Raw genomic sequence first — 19321 nt, 5'->3', positions numbered from 1 at the left:
AAATGAGCGGAGATGATGGTTATGAGGACGGAACTGAACAGCGTTGAGAACGCCCTGATTACTGAAGCGGCTGCAGCGGATTATCTTGGAATTTCTATACGGACCATACAGGCGTGGCGGGTGCGTGGCGGCGGGCCAAATTATGTGAAGATGGGAAAATCGGTACGCTACCGACCTTCTGATATTCAGGTATGGATTGAATCTCATCTGACTAGCTCCACGAGTGAAGTGGAGGCGAGGTCATGAGGCGGAGTTGTAAGCCAAGGCCTCGTATTGATTTCAAGCGCATTGCCAGAGCTGCTTTACTGCATGGTGATATCATCTGCAGGCAGTGGCTCCCAGGTGGGCGACTTTGTGGTTGCGAGTATACCGTGAAGAACCCGCGACGGATGGACCGGCGGGCCGGGTCATTCAAGATCAACATTGCTTCGGGCTTGTGGTGTGATTTTGCCACCGGTGAAGGTGGACGGGATTTTATCAGCCTTGGAGCCTACCTGTTTTCGCTCTCGCAAAAACAAGCTGCATGCAATCTGGCGGATATGATTGGAGTGGATGCTTATGAGTGATCCGTTTGCTCCAATCAAAACAAACCGAGCAACCAAATCCAATCGAACGCAGCCACAAAAGGCGATTGTGATACCGGTGCCAGATGAGGCACCGGAACCACCTGCTTTCCATCCTAAGTTAGGCGTGCCTTCCCAGCGCTGGACCTATCGTGATGCAGCGGGTGAGGTACTTGGATATGTCTGCCGGTTTGATATCGATGGAGAGGGCAAGAGCTATCGTCCGCTGTGTTTGTTCCAAGTTGGCGAGCAATTGAAATGGCGATGGGAGACGTGGTCTCAATCGAGGCCGCTGTATGGTTTGGAATTTCTGGCAAGAGCTCCAGATGCGCCCATTGTTATTGTTGAGGGTGAGAAAGCAGCAGATGCTGCAAGGCAGTTGTCACTGAGACATGTTTGTATCAGCTCTCCCGGAGGATCTAATGCAGCTAAGAAAGCAGACTGGTCTGCCCTTGCTGGTCGTGAGGTTTTTATCTGGCCTGATGCAGATGCTGCAGGGCTAAAGTTTGCAGATGATGTTGTCGGTTGCCTTGAGAAGGTTGGGGCTGCATCTGTAACGGTTCTTGTGCCGCCTGATGATATTCCAGAAGGCTGGGATGCCGCTGATGCGTTGGCTGATGGATGGACATCAGAACAAGCAGAAGCCTTCGTATCGTCTTCTCAGGCAGAGGATGCACGGGAACCCGAAGCTAAGCCAAGAGTGCGTGGTGTAAGTTTGCTTTCGGTCGCGCAGGATTTGGAGCTGTGGCATTCTCCGCAAAAGGAGGCCTTCGCTACTGTGCTGGTGAATGATCACTATGAGCATTGGCCGGTCGAGAGCCAAAGTTTCAAGCGTTGGTTGGTGGGGCGGTATTATGAGAAGACCGGGCTTGCACCTTCAACGCAGAACTTAAGCGATGCCTTGCGGGTGTTTGAAGTGCGGGCATTGGAGCAAGGGGCTTGCCATGAGCCGTATATGCGCACTGGCTGGCAGGATGGGGAAAGCTGGCTCGATCTGGCAGATGAGAACTGGCAAGCTGTCCGTATCACCCGTGACGGTTGGGAGGTGATCAACAACCCTCCCGTAAAATTCATCCGCAAGCAGACTATGTCTCCGTTACCCGTGCCTGAAAAAGGGCATGGCATTGAAGAGATGCACCATCTTATCAATGCAGAGGAAGAAGACTGCAAGCTCATTCTTGGCTGGATGGTGGCATCGTTGTGGGGGCGTAGTCGTAGCTATCCGGTTCTTGCTCTTGGTGGAGAGCAAGGCAGCGGCAAGAGCACTATGGCGCGGTTGTTGCGGTCTATCACAGATCCTTGTGCGGTTGCTGCGTCTTCTCTACCCAAAGATGAGCGTGACCTTATGGTGATGGCGCAAAACGGGCATGTGCTTAATTTCGATAATGTCTCGAAAATGGAAGGTTGGTTGTCTGATGCAATTTGCCGGATGGCGACGGGGAGTGGTTTCATCTCTCGCAAGCTGCATACGGATGGCGATGCCTATTGGTTTCAAGGGGCTCGGCCAGTGCTGCTTAATGGCATTCCAGCGCTGACGGAACGGGCTGATCTGGCAGAGCGGGCGCTTTCTGTTCGCCTCCAGCGGATTGATGAGGTAGGCCGTCAACCGGAAGAGCTGTTCTGGCAAGAATGGGAGCAGCTTAAACCGCGTATGCTTGGCGCTTTGCTGGATGCGTTGAGCGCAGCCATTCGCAATATTGAGAGTGTTCGTCTGGATCGCCATCCACGTATGGCGGACTTTGCGCGGTTGATGGTGGCTGCGTCTTCTGGCCTTGGCTGGGAAGAGGGTGAGTTTCTGGAAGCTTATGAAAGCAACCGGCGCGGTACAGCAGAGGCCGTGTTTGAAGGTGATCCGATTGCGGTGGCTCTCCATGAGTTTCTCATGGTCCGGCAAGGTGGAGAGAGCTGGATGGGTACGGCAACTGAGCTGTTGGCTGAGCTCAATATGGTTGTGAGTGATCAGATCAGATCCTCACGTTTCTGGCCGACAAAGGTGAATGCGTTTGGCAGTGCGATAGATCGAGCTTCTCCGCTGTTGAGGCAAAAGCGTATTCAGGTGCAGAAGAAGGCGACGGGTTCAAGGCGGTTGATTTATCTGGATGTCATATGAGAAGTTGGTCAGGTGCTTAAGAGAACTATTTCTGACCTACTAGTCGTTTTGATTGCTTTTGGAGAAGTTTGATGAAAAGTCTGAATAGTCCATACCTGACTAAAGTTGGCGACACTTACTATCCGAAGGGACGCCCTATCATTCACTCTGATACGCTATGGCAAGAGAAAACTTGGGAAGCTTACATGATGGAGGATGGGCGCTGTTACTTTGGGTTTCTGGTATCGCGACAAGGCGGCGGCACCGATATCTATGAGATCTCAGTCGATGAGTTTAATGGAATCAAGTCTGGTGAGCTAACATATGATGACTTAATTCGTTTGACAGATCACAGCTCAACGAGAAAATCTGTTTCCCACCCTTCGGATGACTGAAGGTCTGCCATGTCGGAATGTATATTTGAAGAGATAGATCAGTTCGTTTCGCCTGCAGAATATGAACGATTTTTGAGCTGGGCTGTGCATCAACAGAGTGCCGGACATATCGAAGAGTTACCATCGGACGAAGCGCAAGGGGGCTTCACTGGCACAAAGCGATACAAGTGTGTCGCAACTGAAGAGATATGGGTACTACATGTTCCTGATCCCGGCTATTTTCCCGGTGCGTTAAAACGGGAAAACGAAAGCTAATCCAAATCAACTAACTACGGGTCCTTCCTGGGCTCTTCCTTGCCTGCGGGTAGTTCGAGGCCACGGCGCAAGTGCCTATGTGGTTTTCGCGAGGGCTTGGTGTTGATGTTCTTGTTGTTGTTCTCCCTTTTTGGCCCCGCTAATCCCATGGGTTTGTGGAGGAATTCAGTTTCCTTGCATTGACACCTTGCGCCAATCATCGCATGGTCAGCTTGAGGCGTCAGAACCTCATGTACGAGCGGTCACCGCAACCGTTAATTCGCGGCTTTTTTGTGTCTGGAGTTGGTTCTCCAAACGCAAACTCTCGCTTATGGGCGGGAGGGCGGTGAATACAATACCCTTTGCGGGGGAATAAACCCGCCTGCCTCGTACAGGTTCTGAACCTCCCGCTCGCCAGTGGGCCATCAGAAGCCTTCTGTTGAGTGGTGTTCTAACTACTTACGAGGGTTTTTAGATGACTGACACTGGTAAAGAGAAATGTGCCCATACGTCCCTTCGCAATGAAGTGGATCAGCTTCACCTCACAGCCAACCACCTCAAAAATCTGGTTTATTCTATGAGTGTGGTTCTGAGTGAACGCATGGAGCACACACAGGAATATGAAGCGTTGCTGACGCTGTTTGATACTGTGCGCAATCACATTGAAGATGTGCAGGGAAGTAGCGAGAAGATTTCCGAGCTGCTTGAACCTTGTGCGCTGGAAGTCTCCAAAGACTAAAAACACGGAATGAAGAGGGGTTTTGCCTCTCACGGATTATTCTGGCTTGGGAAGTGTGATGCTTCTCAGGCCTTTTTTGAGTTGGTGGTTTTTCGTTCTGAAAAACAAGCCACTGAAACTTCCACGGTGCTGCCAACTTTTATTTTTCCCGAAGCAACTAGTATCGTGCTGAAACTATCTCAATTGCAAGTTTTGATTGTATCTCATAAGTAATGCATTTAGTGATTTAGCGGAGTTACTTCAATGTGGATTGCATGTGATGAAGCAGGGCATACTGGTCCAGATTTATTAGCAAAGGATCAGAATTTTTTTGCTTTTGCTTCGGTGAATATCTCTGATGACGAGGCTTGGACGTTAATTTCGAAAGCAAGGCAAGCTTACCCCGTTCAGATGCCAGAACTAAAGGCGTCAAAACTAATGGGAAGCCAGCAAGGCCGCAAGCTTGTTATGCACATCATTGGACAACTTGACGGACGGTTCGCTCTCAATGCTCATGAAAAACTTCTTGCGCTCTGTGGCTGGGTTTTCGAATACATATTTGAGCCAGTTTACCAAAGAAAACCGCAAATTTTCTATCAGAAGGACTTTCACCGCTTTATCGCAATGTTCTGTTATCTTTGGTTTCAGGATGAGCGCTCCGAGGCTAAGAACACATTGGCGCAGTTTCAAGCTTTTATGCGTAGCAAAGATATCCGAGATGCTCCGGCCCTTTTCGAGTTTACTGGTCTCCCAATTGATGGACAGCCACATCCATTTGAGTTGATCCAACGCTTTGCAACTGGTCACAAAGATATAATTGCCCAAGAAGTTTCAAATATTCAAAAACATATGACTGACAAGGGTACATGGACGCTCGATCTATCAGCTTCATGTCTTTGGAGTCACCTCAATCATTGGGGGAAGCAGAAAGAGCCACTTACCGTTATATGTGATGACAGTAAACCTCTTCGCTCTATCGCTGATTTTTTCAATAGTGATGAAAACAACGTAGCTCGCGAGCGGGTTAGTTTTCTACTTGGTTCGCAGGACTTGGGATGGGAGTTCAACAAGCCATTTGAATTTGTCGACTCGCGCGCCCACCCATCGGTACAGATTGCGGATGTATTAGCGAGCACCGCTGTTTACTGTTTTTCGAAAGGACTTCCCAGCGGTATGGAAACTACTGGTGAGATCATGGATCGCGGCATGCTTCGAGATTCCATATTTCCTGATTTTGAAAGAGTAAATCTGGAAAACGACAAGGTCAAAGTTGATTACGCCGTCTTATACGAACTTGCTGTATCAGCTGAAGGCCGTGGCACTGGTGCTCCGATTGAAGTTTATTACGAGATAGCTGAGCGAGGGGTTGCGTCGGGCGAGCTAATGCTGAAGTAGCTGTATATGCGTCTTACCTTACCTGCCATTTGGTTTGGGGTCGTTTGCTGTTTTCCTCGATCCATGTTGACGAGTTCACGTAACTCGGCCTTCCAGTGCTGATTGAGTTGCTCGAAGAGCATAAGTCAATCTTGCTTAGAGGATAACCGATTGTTTACAGGCTCTGACAAGCAGTGACAAAGTTCTGACGGCTTGATTGTGTCAAACCTCATAGATTGCTTTGCCTGTGACGGCTAGTGACGGCATTCACAGCTTTTCCAGTATTAAGTTGAAAGAGAATTTGGAGGGGGTAGGAGGGGCGAAATCCTGCTTACCAAAACGCCCATTTGCTTACCATATGCTGACAAAAGCCAGAAAAGCAAAAAGCCTCCCGGAGGAGGCTTTGAAATTCCCTTGATAAATCAAGGAGAAGAGTGGTGCCGGCAGCAGGGATCGAACCCGCGACCCCCTGATTACAAGTCAGGTGCTCTACCATCTGAGCTATACCGGCGTCGTCTTCGTTGGAGGGGTATTTACGGGCGCTGGCGGGGTTTGTAAATACCGAAAATGCAAAAATTTGGAAGAATTCACAGGGGAGCGAATTTTTTGGGTGAATTCGGGGTTGATCTGGTTGTTTTGGGGCTTCTTTTCCACATGCGGAGGATGCAGCCTATTGATATTGATAGAAAATTTCTTGGTTTGCGCGTCTGCGTTGTTTTGTGCGTTCGTTTGAACGGTATTGGGAATTTCTGCGTTCCTATGGGGTGTGGCCGGAAAACGCTGGCTGATTAAAGGAGCGTTGGCTTTGTCGGTTTGGGTGTGAGTTATGCTTCTTTATTCCCCCTTGGCGGCAGCTGGATGGTGGAAGGGGAGTGGAGCCGATGAATTTCCGCTTCGGTGAATTTTAAAAGTGAGAAGCATACATATTCATTGAATATCAGTTTTGCCTCTGTTGGTGTCTTGGCAGCTGTTGCTTTTGGTGGTGTTTGCGGGCCTGTGATGAGGTGGTGTGTGTGAGTGAGCGTTTTTGGTTGCAGGGCTTTTGAGCAGCGTTCTTTGTTTGGTCGTCGGGAGCGCTTGCCAGAGTGTGGGAGCTTTGGTGGTTGGGTGCGGAGACACAGCTTGGCGCGAAAGGTGTCCTGTTGGGAAGCCGAAGGGTGTTTAGGCAAGGCTCAGAACTTCGCAGATGCAGAACGAGACGTTCAGGCGATAGCGGTTCTCCGCATGGCCTGTGTTCATGCAGGCCGGAATAGTCTTGCTGTTTGTTGTGGTGACAAGTTGAGTGTTGTGATGAGAACGATCAGTGATGCCCTCTAGGTGGATCCTGTCCTATGTTGAACTGGAGCATCAAGAAACAGCCGCAATATAAAATACTGTCTTTTGTGAGTTGATCCGGTTGCTGCTGGTCTTGCAGGTCAAGTGAGCTGTGTCTGCAGCATGAAAGGGGAGCAACGGTTCCTGCCTACGCATTACAGTTCCTATCTGCGGGGTGAGAATACTGAGTTGGCTATCGTTGAGGGGGGAGCAAGGCTTTGTACAGGATGCAAGGTTTTGGGACTTAACTTTGGCTTAAGTTTGAGATGTGCCATGCGCATATGTTTGTAGGGTTCTTGGTCAACAAGAGAGTTGAATGTGGATTTTGGTACTGTGAGATGAAAGATGTATCGCTCAGCAAATTGAAAAGGCCTTAGTGGCTGCTGCGTTTTCGGTAGATCAGCGTGGACGTGTTGAAGATGCGCAAATGCTCATGAGCTCTGAGATGTTTGACGGGTTAATTGCTGATCGAATGTTGCGGGATGGAGATGCGATTTAAATTATTTCATCCCTTCGGGAGGAAGGCAGCGATCTGCCTATTCTTATGCCGACCGCCCATGATGCAATTGAAGATCGAATTGATGGGTTGGAGGCTGGAGCGGATGATTATCTGATCAAGCCGTTTGCGATGTCTGAGCTTGTCGCAAGAATGCGGGCTTTGTTGCGCCGGTCAGGCTCCGTGTTTGGTAAAACTGAAACTGTCGGCAGTCTTTCCTATAACGTTAAATCTCGAACAACCACGGTCAACGCGGTGGCCTTGCCCTTGCTAAGGCATGAACTGCTGGTTCTTGAGAGCTTGATCAGCAGCCGTGGGCACGTTGTGACCAAAGACGATAATGTCGCTGGCGGTGGGCTTATATGTGTAAGGTGCATACTTAAAGATCTGACTATCACACTGCGCATCATGGAGGTGGCGCTACTCAGCTAAACTCAACTAACTGGCAAAGTTTCAGCTTCATGGTCAGCCCGATGCGAGAACAGTAGCGTATTGGAAAGCTTTCTCCGCATCGGCTTCGTGCCATAGGCTTTGTTTATAAGGTTAGTGAAATATGCGTATTAGTTTTGGTAGGTTGTTCAAACCGCACGAAGCTCACCAGGGAGTAAGTAATCCTGTCACGAGTGCGCAGCTTCAAAAAAAGATTGCCTCTGACTTCGCTAAGAAGCCAGAAGGCTGGCATCCTCAGGTTTGCTATAATTTTGCTCTGAAAGTGGGCGTGCTTGAAGGAAAAATCTCAAACCATTTCAAGCAGGAACTCATGAGCGGAGCAAAAGTAGGTGGTTACCCGCTTGGCTTCTCAGATAAAATGGGCATCACTGCTTCAAACACGCAGAAATATTTCGACCATACAAAGATAACCGGGTCAGGCATCATCAACTTCATCGATGACCAGGTCGGTGCGGTCGTACACACTGCCTATCTGCAAAAAGAGGATGGCGGCAGTGTTCATATCTACCATGCCAATTGCATGACACTAGATATGGCTTTGCTCGGTGATGCCCCAGACGTTCCTAAGGTTGGCTGCGTTACGCATTACGAAGTGAGTGATCACTATACTCAGAATCGTCTTCAATGCTGGCTGGATGGGGGCTATAGCTTCAAATTTACGCCTGCGTCCAAGCTGTCTATATAAGGTGGATCCCAACAAAGATGGGTACATAACCCGCTATAGAATTTTTTGCTTCATGCGGTTTGTGGTTGCTACTTGAGACGCGACTCTTGTTTGAGTTTAAAGCTACTCGCTTTTAGCTGAAACGCATGAACTGCTTAGTTTTGTTTTTGCGTGACTTTATCTGAAACCAGTTTCCACTTTTAGGGATACGCCGTAGATGCAGACCCGGAGGCTGTCGGTTAGGACAGCCCCATTTTCATGCGGGCGACGTAGAGGGACAGGATCGCTGCGTTGGAGACGTTGAGGGATTTGATCTCTCCCGGCATGTCCAGGCGGGCGAGGGCGTCGCAGTTTTTGCGGACGCCTTCACGTACACCTTTTCCTTCTGAGCCGAGGACCAGCAGGGTCTTATCCGTGAAAGTTGTATTTTCGACGGAGTTCGGACCTTCGCTGTCCAATGCAATTGCCTGATAGCCTTTATCTCTCATTTCATCGACAAAACGAGACATGTTCGGGACGCGGACGTGTTTGATCATATCCAGCGCGCCACTTGCTGTTTTGGCAAGGACCGGGCCTTCTTCAGGTGCGTGACGGCGGGTGGTGACAACAGCGTCAGCACTCAAAGCGACAGCGGAACGTAGGATAGCGCCGACATTGTGCGGATCGGTGACCTGATCGAGTGCCAGAACGAGCTGACCGTCCTGGAGTTCTTCCGGTCCATATTCAGGAAGGGTATCCACCAGCAGTGCAGCGCCCTGATGGACGGCATCTTTGCCAACCAGCTTGTCGATGTCGCGGGGGCTGGCTTCTTCAACCGGAACGTCAATCTTCAGATTGCGCTCTTCCAGCCGCCGTAATGCGTTTTGCGTTATGAGGAGCTTGTGGCGAGTGCGTTCCGGATTTCTAAAGGCGGCTTCAATGGTGTGAAGTCCATATATATAGAAAGGGCCGTCTTCAGCAGCTGATTTCTTCAGCCAGGGCTTGCCCTTTGAAAATCCACCAGACGGTTTTCCATCGGGCCGGCTTTTCTTATGGGGGCGATCATTGCTTCGCTCTGGGCTTTGCTCAGGGCTCCAGCGGTTGCCGCCTGCGCTCTTTTGTTTTTTAAAGTTGCTCATAGCCTCTCGATACTCCGGTGATGTTTTCGCTTCAAGGGAATAAAGAGGGGAGGCTAAACATTCCTTTTTTGTTGCTTATATAAAAAGAGCAGGTCCAGTGAATTTGAGAGGGTGTTCATGTGTGTAATCTTTTCACTTTGCCAAAAAAAGAATTTGCACCAAAATTGCCGGGTTTGGTGAGAAGAGCTGTGATTTAGCAAGGTCATACGTAGATTCCGTCGGTTAGTTCTTCGACAAAAAAGGGGGAAAACTAACTGCCTTGTTGATTTTGCACAGGCACATGCAAAAGAGGCGTTGACAGATGGCGTTCTCAGCGGCATAAACCGCGCCACAGGACGCGGCGCAACTGCTTAGCGGTTAAGCGGCGTGTTTGGCAAAACGAGTTTCAAAAAGTTCTCTTTTAGAGAATTTTGGTCGATCTCGGAGGAGTGCCCGAGTGGCTAAAGGGGGCGGACTGTAAATCCGCTGGCTATGCCTACGTTGGTTCGAATCCAACCTCCTCCACCATCGACTTGAAATTGGTAATGCGGGTGTAGCTCAATGGTAGAGCAGCAGCCTTCCAAGCTGAATACGAGGGTTCGATTCCCTTCACCCGCTCCAATCTCTTCTCGCTCTTTGCTGAAGGTATCCTAACAGAATCCTTGGGGTCTTTTATTGGCTTCAAGCCTTGATCGACGGAACTACGATTAAATAGAGAGCTACGCCCATGGCGAAGGAAAAATTTGAACGTAATAAGCCGCACGTCAACATCGGCACAATCGGCCACGTTGATCACGGCAAAACTACGCTGACTGCTGCGATTACTAAATCTTTTGGTGATTTTAAAGCATATGACGAAATTGACGGTGCTCCTGAAGAGCGCGCACGTGGTATCACTATCTCCACTGCGCACGTTGAGTATGAGACCGAAGCTCGTCACTACGCACACGTTGACTGCCCAGGCCACGCTGATTATGTGAAAAACATGATCACTGGTGCTGCGCAGATGGACGGCGCGATCCTCGTTGTTAACGCTGCAGACGGCCCAATGCCTCAGACACGCGAGCACATCCTGCTCGCTCGTCAGGTTGGTGTGCCTGCTCTGGTTGTCTTCATGAACAAAGTTGACCAGGTTGACGACGAAGAACTGCTTGAACTCGTAGAAATGGAAGTTCGTGAACTTCTTTCTTCCTACGAATTCCCAGGCGATGATATTCCAATCATTGCTGGTTCTGCACTTGCTGCTCTTGAAGACCGTGATGACGCGATCGGCAAAGACAAAATTGTAGAGCTGATGGCTGCAGTTGACGACTATATCCCAACTCCTGACCGTCCACGCGATCTGCCATTCCTGATGCCGATCGAAGACGTGTTCTCTATCTCTGGCCGTGGTACTGTTGTAACCGGTCGTGTAGAGCGTGGCATCGTTCACGTTGGTGACGAAGTTGAGATCGTTGGCGTTAAAGACACATCTAAGACCACTGTTACTGGTGTTGAAATGTTCCGCAAGCTGCTCGATCAGGGCGAAGCTGGCGACAACATCGGTGCATTGATCCGTGGTGTTGGTCGTGAAGATGTTGAGCGTGGCCAGGTTCTTTGTAAGCCAGGTTCCGTTACTCCTCACACTAAGTTTAAGGCTGAGGCATACATCCTCACCAAGGAAGAGGGTGGACGTCATACTCCATTCTTCACCAACTACCGTCCGCAGTTCTACTTCCGTACGACTGACGTGACTGGTGTTGTTTCTCTGCCAGAAGGCACAGAAATGGTGATGCCTGGTGATAACGTTGCTGTTTCAGTTGAACTTATCGTACCAATCGCTATGGAAGATGGTCTGCGCTTCGCTATCCGTGAAGGCGGTCGTACCGTCGGCGCTGGTGTTGTAGCTGAAATCATCGAATAAAGGCTTTTAAAGTCTTTACATATCGTACCGCGGTGGTTATTGCGGTACGGTTCCTTCCAGTGAGTTGATTATTGGTCGGAAAAAGGTTTTGTCCCATGCTTGGGGCTTTGTAGGGGTATAGCTCAGTTGGTAGAGCGACGGTCTCCAAAACCGTAGGTCGCGGGTTCGAGCCCTGCTGCCCCTGCCATCTCTTTGGTTGAGAAAGATCTTGATTAATCGAAGTTGGTGGCATATGAAGAGTTTTTCAGGGATAGGGTGCGTGGAAGAATCTACGCGCCCACCTGTCGTGTAATGGGCCGGGACCGGATGGCAAAAACCAATCCTTTTACATTTATCCAGCAAGTTCGTTCTGAAACTGCGAAGGTAACTTGGCCGACGCGTAAGGAAACTGGCGTGACCACGTTAATGGTCTTCGTGATGGTTTTCCTGGCGGCGATGTTCTTTCTTGCTGCTGACCAGCTGATGAGCTGGGGTATCAGTTTACTGCTTGGCTTCTAAATAGCCTCACAGGCATTTCTAGTAGGAACAGGATTTAAGATGGCTAAGCGCTGGTATATTGTGCACGCTTATTCGAACTTCGAGCGTAAAGTTGCTGAAGCGATTAAAGAAAGAGCTCAGCAGCAGGGTCTTGAAGATTCATTTGACGAAGTTCTGGTTCCGACCGAGAAATTCGTAGAGGTACGTCGCGGTCGCAAAGTTGATGCTGAGCGTAAGTTCTTCCCAGGATACGTTCTGGTGAAGATGGAGATGAGCGACGATGCTTATCACCTGATCAACGATACGCCGAAAGTTTCTGGCTTCCTCGGTAACGACAAGAAGCCGATGCCGATCTCTGAGGCTGAAGCGCAGCGTATTCTTAATCAGGTTCAGGAAGGTGTCGAAGCTCCGAAACCTTCTGTCAGCTTTGAAGTTGGTGAACAGGTTCGCGTCAGCGATGGCCCGTTTGCTTCCTTCTCTGGTCTCGTCGAGGAAGTCGATGAGGAACGGGCACGTCTGAAAGTGACAGTGTCCATCTTCGGCCGGGCTACCCCGGTTGAACTTGAATACGGACAGGTCGACAAAGTCGGTTAAGTCCGGGATGGGGCGGCAGGTGAAGCGCACTTTCGTCGGTGTGCTGGAAGCCAGACCGCCCGCTCTCTTATCCAGTGAAATGCGCTTGGCGTGATTTCACAGATCCATTCTGGAGAGAATTATGGCGAAAAAGATTGACGGCTACTTAAAGCTTCAGGTGCCAGCAGGTTCTGCTACACCATCCCCACCAATTGGTCCTGCGCTGGGTCAGCGCGGTCTGAACATCATGGAATTCTGTAAGGCGTTTAACGCTAAGACCCAGGATGTTGAGAAAGGTGCTCCTTGCCCAACTATCATTACTTATTACTCCGATAAGTCTTTCACTTTTGAAGTTAAGACAGCTCCGGCTTCTTTCTTCCTTAAGAAAGCTGCGAAAGTCAAATCTGGCTCAGCAACTGCCGGTCGCGGTACCATCGCGTCCGTGACTAAAGCTCAGGTTCGTGAAATCGCAGAAGCTAAGATGAAAGATCTCAACGCTAACGACATCGAAGCAGCAATGCTGATGATCGAAGGCTCCGCCCGTTCCATGGGTCTGGAAGTTACGGAGTAAAGTATCATGGCTAAAGTAGGTAAGCGCATTAAAGCTGCTCGCGAAGGTATTGATCGTAACAAAGAGTACGCAGTAAGCGAAGCTCTTGGTGTTGTTAAGTCTGGCTCCACTGCCAAGTTTGACGAAACCATCGAAGTTGCAATCAACCTTGGTGTTGACCCACGTCACGCAGACCAGATGGTTCGTGGTGCATGTGTTCTTCCAAACGGTACCGGTAAAACTGTACGCGTTGCTGTATTTGCTCGTGATGCGAAAGCTGATGAAGCAAAAGCTGCTGGCGCAGACATTGTTGGTGCTGAAGAGCTGGTTAAAGAAGTTCAGGGCGGTACCATCAACTTCGATACCGTCATCGCAACTCCTGACATGATGCCACTCGTTGGTCGTCTTGGTAAAGTTCTCGGTCCTCGCGGCATGATGCCTAACCCTAAGGTTGGCACTGTGACCCCTGATGTGACCAAGGCTGTTACAGACGCCAAAGGTGGTTCTGTACAGTTCCGCGTTGAAAAAGCTGGTATCATTCACGCTGGCGTTGGCAAAGCTTCTTTTGAAGCTTCCAAGCTGGAAGAGAACGTGAAAGCGTTCGTTGATGCAGTGATCAAAGCTAAGCCATCAGGTGCAAAAGGTACTTACGTTAAGCGCGTAGCCCTTTCATCCACGATGGGACCTGGCGTGAAGGTTGATCTTGGTTCTATTACCGAGTAAACACCTCGCCTATAAGAGTTACCTCCCGCTTTCATGTGGGAGGTTTTACCGCTGAAAGACTGTTATGGTCCTTCGGCATCCCTGTCCGAGACTGCAGGTGCCAACGTTTGTTGGTTTAAGTTTTTGATAAGAAAGGCCTGCATAGATGGAGAAGAACTGATTTGGTTGATATGCAAAATGCAATTCAACCTTGCGGTTCGAACCAAATTGCCTTGCTGCGTCTCTCCGGCGCGTAAGGGGACAGGACCCTAATCGTCGTTGTCGAGGTTGGGTTAGCCCAACTTTGATGCGGCAAAGGCAAACCGGCGGCAATGAGAATTGCTGCCAACTGGAGAAGGCAAGTGGAAAGAGCGGATAAGCAAAAGTTCGTCAGCGATTTCAACGAAGTGTTGTCGAACACTGGCGTTGCAGTTGTTGCGCACTATGCGGGCCTTTCAGTTTCTCAGATGACTCAGCTGCGTGCTGATGCTCGTGAAGCTGGTGGTACCGTAAAGGTTGCTAAAAACCGCCTTGTCAAGCTTGCCCTTCAAGGCACTGAACTAGAGCATATCAGCGACCTGTTCACAGGCCCAACTGTCATCGTCTACTCTGACGATCCAGTTGCTGCGCCTAAGGCTGCTGCTAACTTCGCTAAGGCTAACGAAAATTTCGTAATCCTTGGTGGTGCTCTTGGTTCAACTAACCTGGATACTGCTGGTGTTAAAGCACTGGCAGCGATGCCGTCTCTGGACGAGCTTCGTGGCAAGCTGGTGGGTATGCTTCAGACCCCAGCGACCCGTATGGCCATGGTTACGAGCGCACCGGCCGGGCAACTTGCTCGCGTCTTCAATGCGTACGCCGAGAAGGACCAAGCCGCGTAAGGCGGAACCACATAATTTTTGTCAAAACCGAAAACGGTTCGAACAACAAGGTACTGAAAAATGGCTGATCTCTCAAAGATCGTAGAAGAACTCTCCGCACTGACCGTTATGGAAGCTGCTGAGCTTTCCAAGCTGCTCGAAGAAGAGTGGGGCGTTTCCGCTGCTGCTCCTGTAGCTGTTGCTGCTGCTGGTCCAGCTGCTGAAGCTGCTGAAGAACAGACTGAATTCGACGTGATCCTGGCTGATGCTGGCGCGAAGAAAATCAACGTGATCAAAGAAGTGCGTGCGATCACGGGTCTTGGCCTGAAAGAAGCTAAAGAGCTCGTAGAAGGCGCTCCAAAAGCTGTTAAAGAAGCAGTTTCTAAAGACGAAGCTGCTGAGCTGAAAAAGAAGCTCGAAGAAGCTGGTGCAAAAGTAGAACTCAAGTAATCCTGAGTTCTTCAGATATTGGTCCCGGAGTAATCCGGGACCTTTTCCGTACCCTGGCGGGTTTCCCGGCCGGGGTAAACGTCCCAACGGGGGAGGGTGCCTGAACAGCGCCCTATTGTGGACGGTTCTGAGAAGCTACGTTTTCTGCCATGCAGGGCGTCGTTTTTCTGAACCGTCACCTTGAGTGATACGAGGAGCGACAATGACGCAGACGTTCAACGGTCGCAAGCGGGTCCGTAAATACTTCGGATCCATCCGCGATGTAGCGGCTATGCCAAACCTTATCGAAGTGCAGAAGGCGTCTTATGACCAATTCTTGCAAGTTGATAAGGTTGAAGATAACCGCGTTGACGAAGGCCTAGAGGCCGTATTTAAGTCCGTATTCCCCATTTCGGATTTTGCAGGCAATTCCCTTCTTGAATTCGTAGATTACGAATTTGAAGCACCAAAGTATGATGTGGAAGAGTGCCGCCAGCGTGATATGACTTACGCTGCGCCACTGAAGCTTACGCTTCGCCTCATCGTGTTTGATGTGGATGAAGATACTGGCGCAAAATCGGTTAAAGACATCAAAGAACAAGATGTCTACATGGGCGATATTCCGTTCATGACCGATAACGGTACCTTTGTGATCAATGGTACAGAACGCGTTATCGTGTCTCAGATGCACCGTTCCCCGGGTGTATTCTTTGACCATGACAAAGGTAAGACCCACTCTTCCGGTAAGCTTCTGTTTGCTGCACGTGTGATCCCTTACCGTGGTTCATGGCTCGATATCGAATTCGATGCTAAGGACATTGTCCACGCACGTATCGACCGCCGTCGTAAGATCCCTGTGACATCTTTGTTGATGGCGCTTGGTCTTGATAGCGAAGAGATTCTCAATACCTTCTATAACCGTATCGACTACGTACGTAACGGCGAAAACAGCTGGTCCGTACCGTTCGATGGTGCTCGTCTTAAGGGTACTAAAGCAACTGCCGATATGGTTGATGCTGCCAGCGGTGAAGTGGTTGTTGAAGCTGGTAAGAAAATTACCGCTCGTACAATCCGTCAGTTGACCGAAAAGGGTGTTAAATCTCTTAAGGGTACTGATGATGATCTGTTTGGCCAGTACCTTGCCGAAGACATTGTTGATACGCGTACTGGTGAGATATATGCTGAAGCTGGTGAAGAGCTGACTGAAAAGCTTCTTCATGAGTTGATCGAGCGTGGCTACCACGATCTGCCTGTTCTGGATATCGACTACGTTAACGTTGGTCCTTTCATCCGCAACACGCTGGCTGCTGACAAGAATGACGGCCGCGAAGGTGCTCTGTTTGACATCTACCGCGTTATGCGTCCTGGTGAGCCGCCAACCATTGAGACTGCAGAGGCTATGTTCCAGTCTCTGTTCTTCGATGCTGAGCGCTATGACCTTTCCGCGGTTGGCCGCGTGAAGATGAACATGCGTCTTGACCTTGAGTGTGAAGATACTGTTCGTGTTCTGCGTAAAGACGATATCCTGTCAGTGATCAGCCTGCTGCTTAATCTTCGTGATGGTCGCGGCGAAATCGATGACATCGATAACCTTGGTAACCGTCGTGTTCGCTCCGTTGGCGAACTGATGGAAAACCAGTACCGTGTTGGCCTGCTGCGCATGGAACGTGCGATCAAGGAGCGTATGAGCTCCGTTGAGATCGACACTGTGATGCCTCAGGATCTGATCAACGCAAAACCTGCTGCAGCAGCTGTACGTGAGTTCTTCGGTTCTTCCCAGCTGTCTCAGTTTATGGATCAGACCAACCCACTGTCTGAAGTGACGCATAAGCGTCGTCTTTCAGCGCTTGGGCCTGGTGGTTTGACCCGTGAGCGCGCAGGCTTTGAGGTTCGTGACGTTCACCCAACACACTATGGTCGTATCTGCCCGATTGAAACACCGGAAGGTCCGAACATTGGTCTGATCAACTCACTGGCAACTTTTGCACGTGTGAACAAGTATGGCTTTATTGAAAGCCCATACCGCCGCGTTATTGATGGCCTTGTGACGAAAGACGTTGTCTATCTCTCCGCTATGGAAGAGAGCAAGTACTATGTTTCTCAGGCGAACGCTGAGATGAACGAAGATGGTAGCTTCGTGAACGACCTGGTTCAGTGTCGTCATGCGGGTGAAAACATCTTGGTCACCTCTGATCGCGTTGATCTGATGGATGTGTCTCCGAAGCAGCTGGTTTCCGTTGCTGCGTCGCTCATTCCGTTCCTTGAGAACGATGATGCGAACCGCGCATTGATGGGCTCCAACATGATGCGTCAGGCTGTGCCGCTCGTTCGTGCACAGGCTCCATTTGTTGGTACCGGTATGGAACCAATCGTTGCTCGTGACTCTGGCGCTGCTATTGGCGCACGTCGCGGCGGTGTGGTTGACCAGGTTGATGCAACACGTATCGTTATTCGTGCGACAGAAGATCTGGATCCTTCCAAGTCTGGCGTAGACATCTACCGCCTGATGAAGTTCCAGCGTTCCAACCAGGACACCTGTATCAACCAGCGTCCGCTGGTGAACGTAGGTGATCGGGTTCGTAAGGGTGATATCATTGCAGACGGTCCTTCGACTGATCTGGGTGATCTGGCGCTTGGCCGTAACGTTATGGTCGCGTTCATGCCTTGGAACGGCTACAACTTCGAAGATTCCATCCTTCTGTCCGAGCGTATCGTTCGCGATGACGTCTTCACCTCCATCCACCTCGAAGAATTCGAAGTGATGGCGCGTGATACGAAGCTTGGCCCTGAGGAAATCACTCGCGATATTCCTAACGTTTCTGAAGAAGCGCTGAAGAACCTTGACGAAGCCGGCATTGTTTATGTTGGTGCTGAGGTGAAACCAGGCGACATTCTCGTTGGTAAGATCACTCCAAAGGGTGAAAGCCCAATGACACCAGAAGAAAAACTTCTGCGTGCGATCTTCGGTGAGAAAGCTTCTGACGTTCGCGACACATCCATGCGTCTGTCTCCAGGTGTATCCGGTACTGTTGTTGAAGTTCGTGTATTCAACCGCCACGGCGTTGAAAAAGACGAACGCGCAATGGCTATCGAACGCGAAGAGATTGAACGTCTTGCGAAAGACCGCGACGACGAACAGGCAATTCTTGACCGTAACGTCTATGGCCGTCTGGCTGAGATGATCATGGGTCATGTGACTGTTGGTGGTCCGAAGAACTTCCGCAAGGGTGTTGAGATCGACGGAAACGTTCTGAACGAATTCCCACGTTCTCAGTGGTGGCAGTTTGCGGTCGAAGACGAGCAGCTGATGAGCGAGCTGGAAGCGCTTCGTGGTTCTTATGATGAGAGCCGTAAGCGTCTGGAACAGCGCTTCATCGACAAGGTTGAGAAGCTGCAGCGTGGTGATGAGTTGCCACCTGGCGTGATGAAGATGGTTAAGGTCTTCGTTGCGGTTAAGCGTAAGATTCAGCCTGGTGATAAGATGGCTGGTCGTCACGGTAACAAGGGTGTGGTTTCCAAAATCAACCCATGTGAAGACATGCCATTCCTGGATGACGGTCAACACGTTGATATTGTTCTGAACCCACTCGGCGTTCCATCCCGTATGAACGTTGGTCAGATTCTTGAAACACACCTTGGCTGGGCTTGTGCCGGCATGGGGCAGAAGATCGGCGAGCTTTACGACGAATATCGTAAGTCTGGCGAGATCGAGCAGCTTCGTGGCAAGGTCGTTGAGATCTACGGCGACAACATCAAGGGTGAGCCGGTTCAGGAATACGACGACGAAGGCATTGCTAAACTTGGTGAGCAGCTGCGTCATGGCGTTTCCATCGCGACTCCGGTCTTTGATGGTGCACGTGAACCTGACGTTGTTGACATGCTGAACATTGCTGAGATGAAGCCATCCGGTCAGTCTACATTGTATGACGGACGTACCGGTGAACAGTTCGACCGTCAGGTCACTGTGGGTTACATCTACATGCTCAAGCTTCACCACTTGGTTGACGATAAGATCCACGCGCGTTCTATCGGACCTTACTCTCTTGTTACTCAGCAGCCGCTGGGTGGTAAGGCGCAGTTCGGTGGTCAGCGCTTCGGTGAGATGGAAGTGTGGGCGCTGGAAGCTTATGGCGCAGCGTACACCTTGCAGGAAATGCTCACTGTTAAGTCTGATGACGTGGCAGGTCGTACCAAGGTTTATGAAGCTATCGTCCGGGGTGACGACACATTTGAGGCGGGTATTCCTGAGAGCTTTAACGTTCTCGTCAAGGAAATGCGTTCCCTGGGCCTCAATGTCGAGTTGCAGGATAAGGAACCGCGTCAGAAAGCCAATGATGACGCTGAAGCAATCGATGCCGCGGAATAAGACCTTTCAAGGTATTTCGCTGTAAGTCATGTATTCATGCCGGAAGAGGGGAGCCTGCTTATTAGCA

The 19321-nt window shown here is 50.2% G+C and carries 20 protein-coding genes and 4 tRNA genes; 22 read left to right on the top strand and 2 right to left on the bottom strand.

From position 1 onward, the window contains the following. The first annotated feature begins 21 nt into the window (after window positions 1–21). From PsAD5_RS15100 to PsAD5_RS15060, 7 genes are all read left to right on the top strand, one after another. A complete protein-coding gene (locus PsAD5_RS15100; protein WP_193778156.1) occupies window positions 22–246 on the top strand; it encodes a helix-turn-helix transcriptional regulator in 225 nt (74 codons plus the stop codon). Next, a complete protein-coding gene (locus PsAD5_RS15095; RefSeq protein ID WP_063292685.1) occupies window positions 243–566 on the top strand; it encodes a hypothetical protein in 324 nt (107 codons plus the stop codon). The genes PsAD5_RS15100 and PsAD5_RS15095 overlap by 4 nt, the downstream gene beginning before the upstream one ends. After that, window positions 559–2673: a DUF6371 domain-containing protein gene (locus tag PsAD5_RS15090; protein WP_063292684.1), complete on the top strand. Its 2115-nt coding sequence runs from the start codon at window positions 559–561 to the stop codon at window positions 2671–2673. The genes PsAD5_RS15095 and PsAD5_RS15090 overlap by 8 nt, the downstream gene beginning before the upstream one ends. Window positions 2674–2744: 71 nt before the next feature. After that, the gene (locus tag PsAD5_RS15085) at window positions 2745–3047 is read left to right on the top strand and encodes a hypothetical protein (RefSeq protein ID WP_063292683.1); all 303 of its coding nucleotides are present in this window, start codon (window positions 2745–2747) and stop codon (window positions 3045–3047) included. Window positions 3048–3056: 9 nt separating this feature from the next. Then, window positions 3057–3302, top strand: coding sequence for a hypothetical protein (locus PsAD5_RS15080; protein ID WP_063292682.1), 246 nt, complete (start codon window positions 3057–3059; stop codon window positions 3300–3302). 454 nt (window positions 3303–3756) lie between these two features. Continuing rightward, window positions 3757–4020: a hypothetical protein gene (locus tag PsAD5_RS15070; protein WP_014286557.1), complete on the top strand. Its 264-nt coding sequence runs from the start codon at window positions 3757–3759 to the stop codon at window positions 4018–4020. Between the two features lie 243 nt (window positions 4021–4263). After that, window positions 4264–5394, top strand: a complete 1131-nt coding sequence (locus PsAD5_RS15060) for a DUF3800 domain-containing protein (RefSeq protein WP_063292679.1) — start codon at window positions 4264–4266, stop codon at window positions 5392–5394. A gap of 414 nt (window positions 5395–5808) precedes the next feature. Here PsAD5_RS15060 and PsAD5_RS15055 read toward each other — a convergent pair. Further along, window positions 5809–5884 (bottom strand) — tRNA-Thr (locus tag PsAD5_RS15055). Window positions 5885–6495: 611 nt separating this feature from the next. Between PsAD5_RS15055 and PsAD5_RS27880 the strand changes: the two genes are divergently transcribed. The 4 genes from PsAD5_RS27880 to PsAD5_RS15045 all read left to right on the top strand — a co-directional run bounded on the left by PsAD5_RS27880 (window position 6496) and on the right by PsAD5_RS15045 (window position 8318). Then, window positions 6496–6690: a hypothetical protein gene (locus tag PsAD5_RS27880; protein WP_153040807.1), complete on the top strand. Its 195-nt coding sequence runs from the start codon at window positions 6496–6498 to the stop codon at window positions 6688–6690. Between the two features lie 373 nt (window positions 6691–7063). After that, window positions 7064–7186, top strand: a complete 123-nt coding sequence (locus PsAD5_RS28670; RefSeq protein WP_275078124.1) for a hypothetical protein — start codon at window positions 7064–7066, stop codon at window positions 7184–7186. Then, window positions 7187–7615: a response regulator transcription factor gene (locus PsAD5_RS15050; protein ID WP_342585863.1), complete on the top strand. Its 429-nt coding sequence runs from the start codon at window positions 7187–7189 to the stop codon at window positions 7613–7615. It begins immediately after the preceding gene. A gap of 121 nt (window positions 7616–7736) precedes the next feature. Further along, window positions 7737–8318, top strand: coding sequence for a hypothetical protein (locus tag PsAD5_RS15045; RefSeq protein WP_153041397.1), 582 nt, complete (start codon window positions 7737–7739; stop codon window positions 8316–8318). Between the two features lie 218 nt (window positions 8319–8536). Here PsAD5_RS15045 and PsAD5_RS15040 read toward each other — a convergent pair whose 3' ends face one another. Next, window positions 8537–9415, bottom strand: coding sequence for a TrmH family RNA methyltransferase (locus PsAD5_RS15040; RefSeq protein WP_063289487.1), 879 nt, complete (start codon window positions 9413–9415; stop codon window positions 8537–8539). Window positions 9416–9837: 422 nt separating this feature from the next. Here PsAD5_RS15040 and PsAD5_RS15035 point away from each other — a divergent pair. From PsAD5_RS15035 to rpoB, 11 genes are all read left to right on the top strand, one after another. Next, window positions 9838–9922: transfer RNA gene (locus PsAD5_RS15035), tRNA-Tyr, on the top strand. 19 nt (window positions 9923–9941) lie between these two features. Next, window positions 9942–10015: transfer RNA gene (locus tag PsAD5_RS15030), tRNA-Gly, on the top strand. A 106-nt stretch (window positions 10016–10121) separates the two neighbouring features. Then, a complete protein-coding gene (gene tuf / locus PsAD5_RS15025) occupies window positions 10122–11297 on the top strand; it encodes an elongation factor Tu (protein WP_063289481.1) in 1176 nt (391 codons plus the stop codon). A gap of 111 nt (window positions 11298–11408) precedes the next feature. Next, window positions 11409–11484: transfer RNA gene (locus PsAD5_RS15020), tRNA-Trp, on the top strand. 119 nt (window positions 11485–11603) lie between these two features. Continuing rightward, a complete protein-coding gene (secE, locus tag PsAD5_RS15015) occupies window positions 11604–11795 on the top strand; it encodes a preprotein translocase subunit SecE (protein WP_057464836.1) in 192 nt (63 codons plus the stop codon). Window positions 11796–11834: 39 nt separating this feature from the next. Continuing rightward, complete coding sequence (gene nusG / locus PsAD5_RS15010) at window positions 11835–12368, top strand: transcription termination/antitermination protein NusG (RefSeq protein ID WP_057464835.1); 534 nt, start codon at window positions 11835–11837, stop codon at window positions 12366–12368. A 121-nt stretch (window positions 12369–12489) separates the two neighbouring features. Further along, window positions 12490–12918, top strand: a complete 429-nt coding sequence (gene rplK / locus PsAD5_RS15005) for a 50S ribosomal protein L11 (protein ID WP_057464834.1) — start codon at window positions 12490–12492, stop codon at window positions 12916–12918. A gap of 6 nt (window positions 12919–12924) precedes the next feature. Beyond that, a complete protein-coding gene (gene rplA / locus PsAD5_RS15000) occupies window positions 12925–13620 on the top strand; it encodes a 50S ribosomal protein L1 (RefSeq protein WP_057464833.1) in 696 nt (231 codons plus the stop codon). A 341-nt stretch (window positions 13621–13961) separates the two neighbouring features. Then, window positions 13962–14480 (top strand): 50S ribosomal protein L10, encoded by a 519-nt coding sequence (gene rplJ, locus PsAD5_RS14995; RefSeq protein WP_063289485.1) that lies wholly within the window; start codon window positions 13962–13964, stop codon window positions 14478–14480. Window positions 14481–14540: 60 nt separating this feature from the next. Further along, window positions 14541–14909 carry a 50S ribosomal protein L7/L12 gene (rplL, locus tag PsAD5_RS14990; RefSeq protein ID WP_063289484.1) on the top strand — a complete coding sequence of 123 codons (369 nt, stop codon included), beginning with the start codon at window positions 14541–14543 and terminating at the stop codon, window positions 14907–14909. 202 nt (window positions 14910–15111) lie between these two features. Further along, the gene (gene rpoB, locus PsAD5_RS14985; protein WP_057464830.1) at window positions 15112–19254 is read left to right on the top strand and encodes a DNA-directed RNA polymerase subunit beta; all 4143 of its coding nucleotides are present in this window, start codon (window positions 15112–15114) and stop codon (window positions 19252–19254) included. Window positions 19255–19321 lie beyond the last annotated feature (67 nt).

Source organism: Pseudovibrio sp. Ad5, from assembly GCF_001623095.1.
GTDB lineage: Bacteria > Pseudomonadota > Alphaproteobacteria > Rhizobiales > Stappiaceae > Pseudovibrio.
The sequence above is the reverse complement of the archived record's forward strand: the minus strand, read 5'-3'. Positions and strand labels throughout refer to the sequence as shown.

Excerpts from the sequence above, each read along its gene's own strand:
- PsAD5_RS15100 (WP_193778156.1), top strand. The coding sequence starts at position 22 with ATGAGGACGGAACTGAACAGCGTTGAGAACGCCCTGATTACTGAAGCG.
- PsAD5_RS15095 (WP_063292685.1), top strand. The coding sequence starts at position 243 with ATGAGGCGGAGTTGTAAGCCAAGGCCTCGTATTGATTTCAAGCGCATT.
- PsAD5_RS15090 (WP_063292684.1), top strand. The coding sequence starts at position 559 with ATGAGTGATCCGTTTGCTCCAATCAAAACAAACCGAGCAACCAAATCC.
- PsAD5_RS15085 (WP_063292683.1), top strand. The coding sequence starts at position 2,745 with ATGAAAAGTCTGAATAGTCCATACCTGACTAAAGTTGGCGACACTTAC.
- PsAD5_RS15080 (WP_063292682.1), top strand. The coding sequence starts at position 3,057 with ATGTCGGAATGTATATTTGAAGAGATAGATCAGTTCGTTTCGCCTGCA.
- PsAD5_RS15070 (WP_014286557.1), top strand. The coding sequence starts at position 3,757 with ATGACTGACACTGGTAAAGAGAAATGTGCCCATACGTCCCTTCGCAAT.
- PsAD5_RS15060 (WP_063292679.1), top strand. The coding sequence starts at position 4,264 with ATGTGGATTGCATGTGATGAAGCAGGGCATACTGGTCCAGATTTATTA.
- PsAD5_RS15045 (WP_153041397.1), top strand. The coding sequence starts at position 7,737 with ATGCGTATTAGTTTTGGTAGGTTGTTCAAACCGCACGAAGCTCACCAG.
- PsAD5_RS15040 (WP_063289487.1), bottom strand. The coding sequence starts at position 9,415 with ATGAGCAACTTTAAAAAACAAAAGAGCGCAGGCGGCAACCGCTGGAGC.
- tuf (WP_063289481.1), top strand. The coding sequence starts at position 10,122 with ATGGCGAAGGAAAAATTTGAACGTAATAAGCCGCACGTCAACATCGGC.
- secE (WP_057464836.1), top strand. The coding sequence starts at position 11,604 with ATGGCAAAAACCAATCCTTTTACATTTATCCAGCAAGTTCGTTCTGAA.
- nusG (WP_057464835.1), top strand. The coding sequence starts at position 11,835 with ATGGCTAAGCGCTGGTATATTGTGCACGCTTATTCGAACTTCGAGCGT.
- rplK (WP_057464834.1), top strand. The coding sequence starts at position 12,490 with ATGGCGAAAAAGATTGACGGCTACTTAAAGCTTCAGGTGCCAGCAGGT.
- rplA (WP_057464833.1), top strand. The coding sequence starts at position 12,925 with ATGGCTAAAGTAGGTAAGCGCATTAAAGCTGCTCGCGAAGGTATTGAT.
- rplL (WP_063289484.1), top strand. The coding sequence starts at position 14,541 with ATGGCTGATCTCTCAAAGATCGTAGAAGAACTCTCCGCACTGACCGTT.
- rpoB (WP_057464830.1), top strand. The coding sequence starts at position 15,112 with ATGACGCAGACGTTCAACGGTCGCAAGCGGGTCCGTAAATACTTCGGA.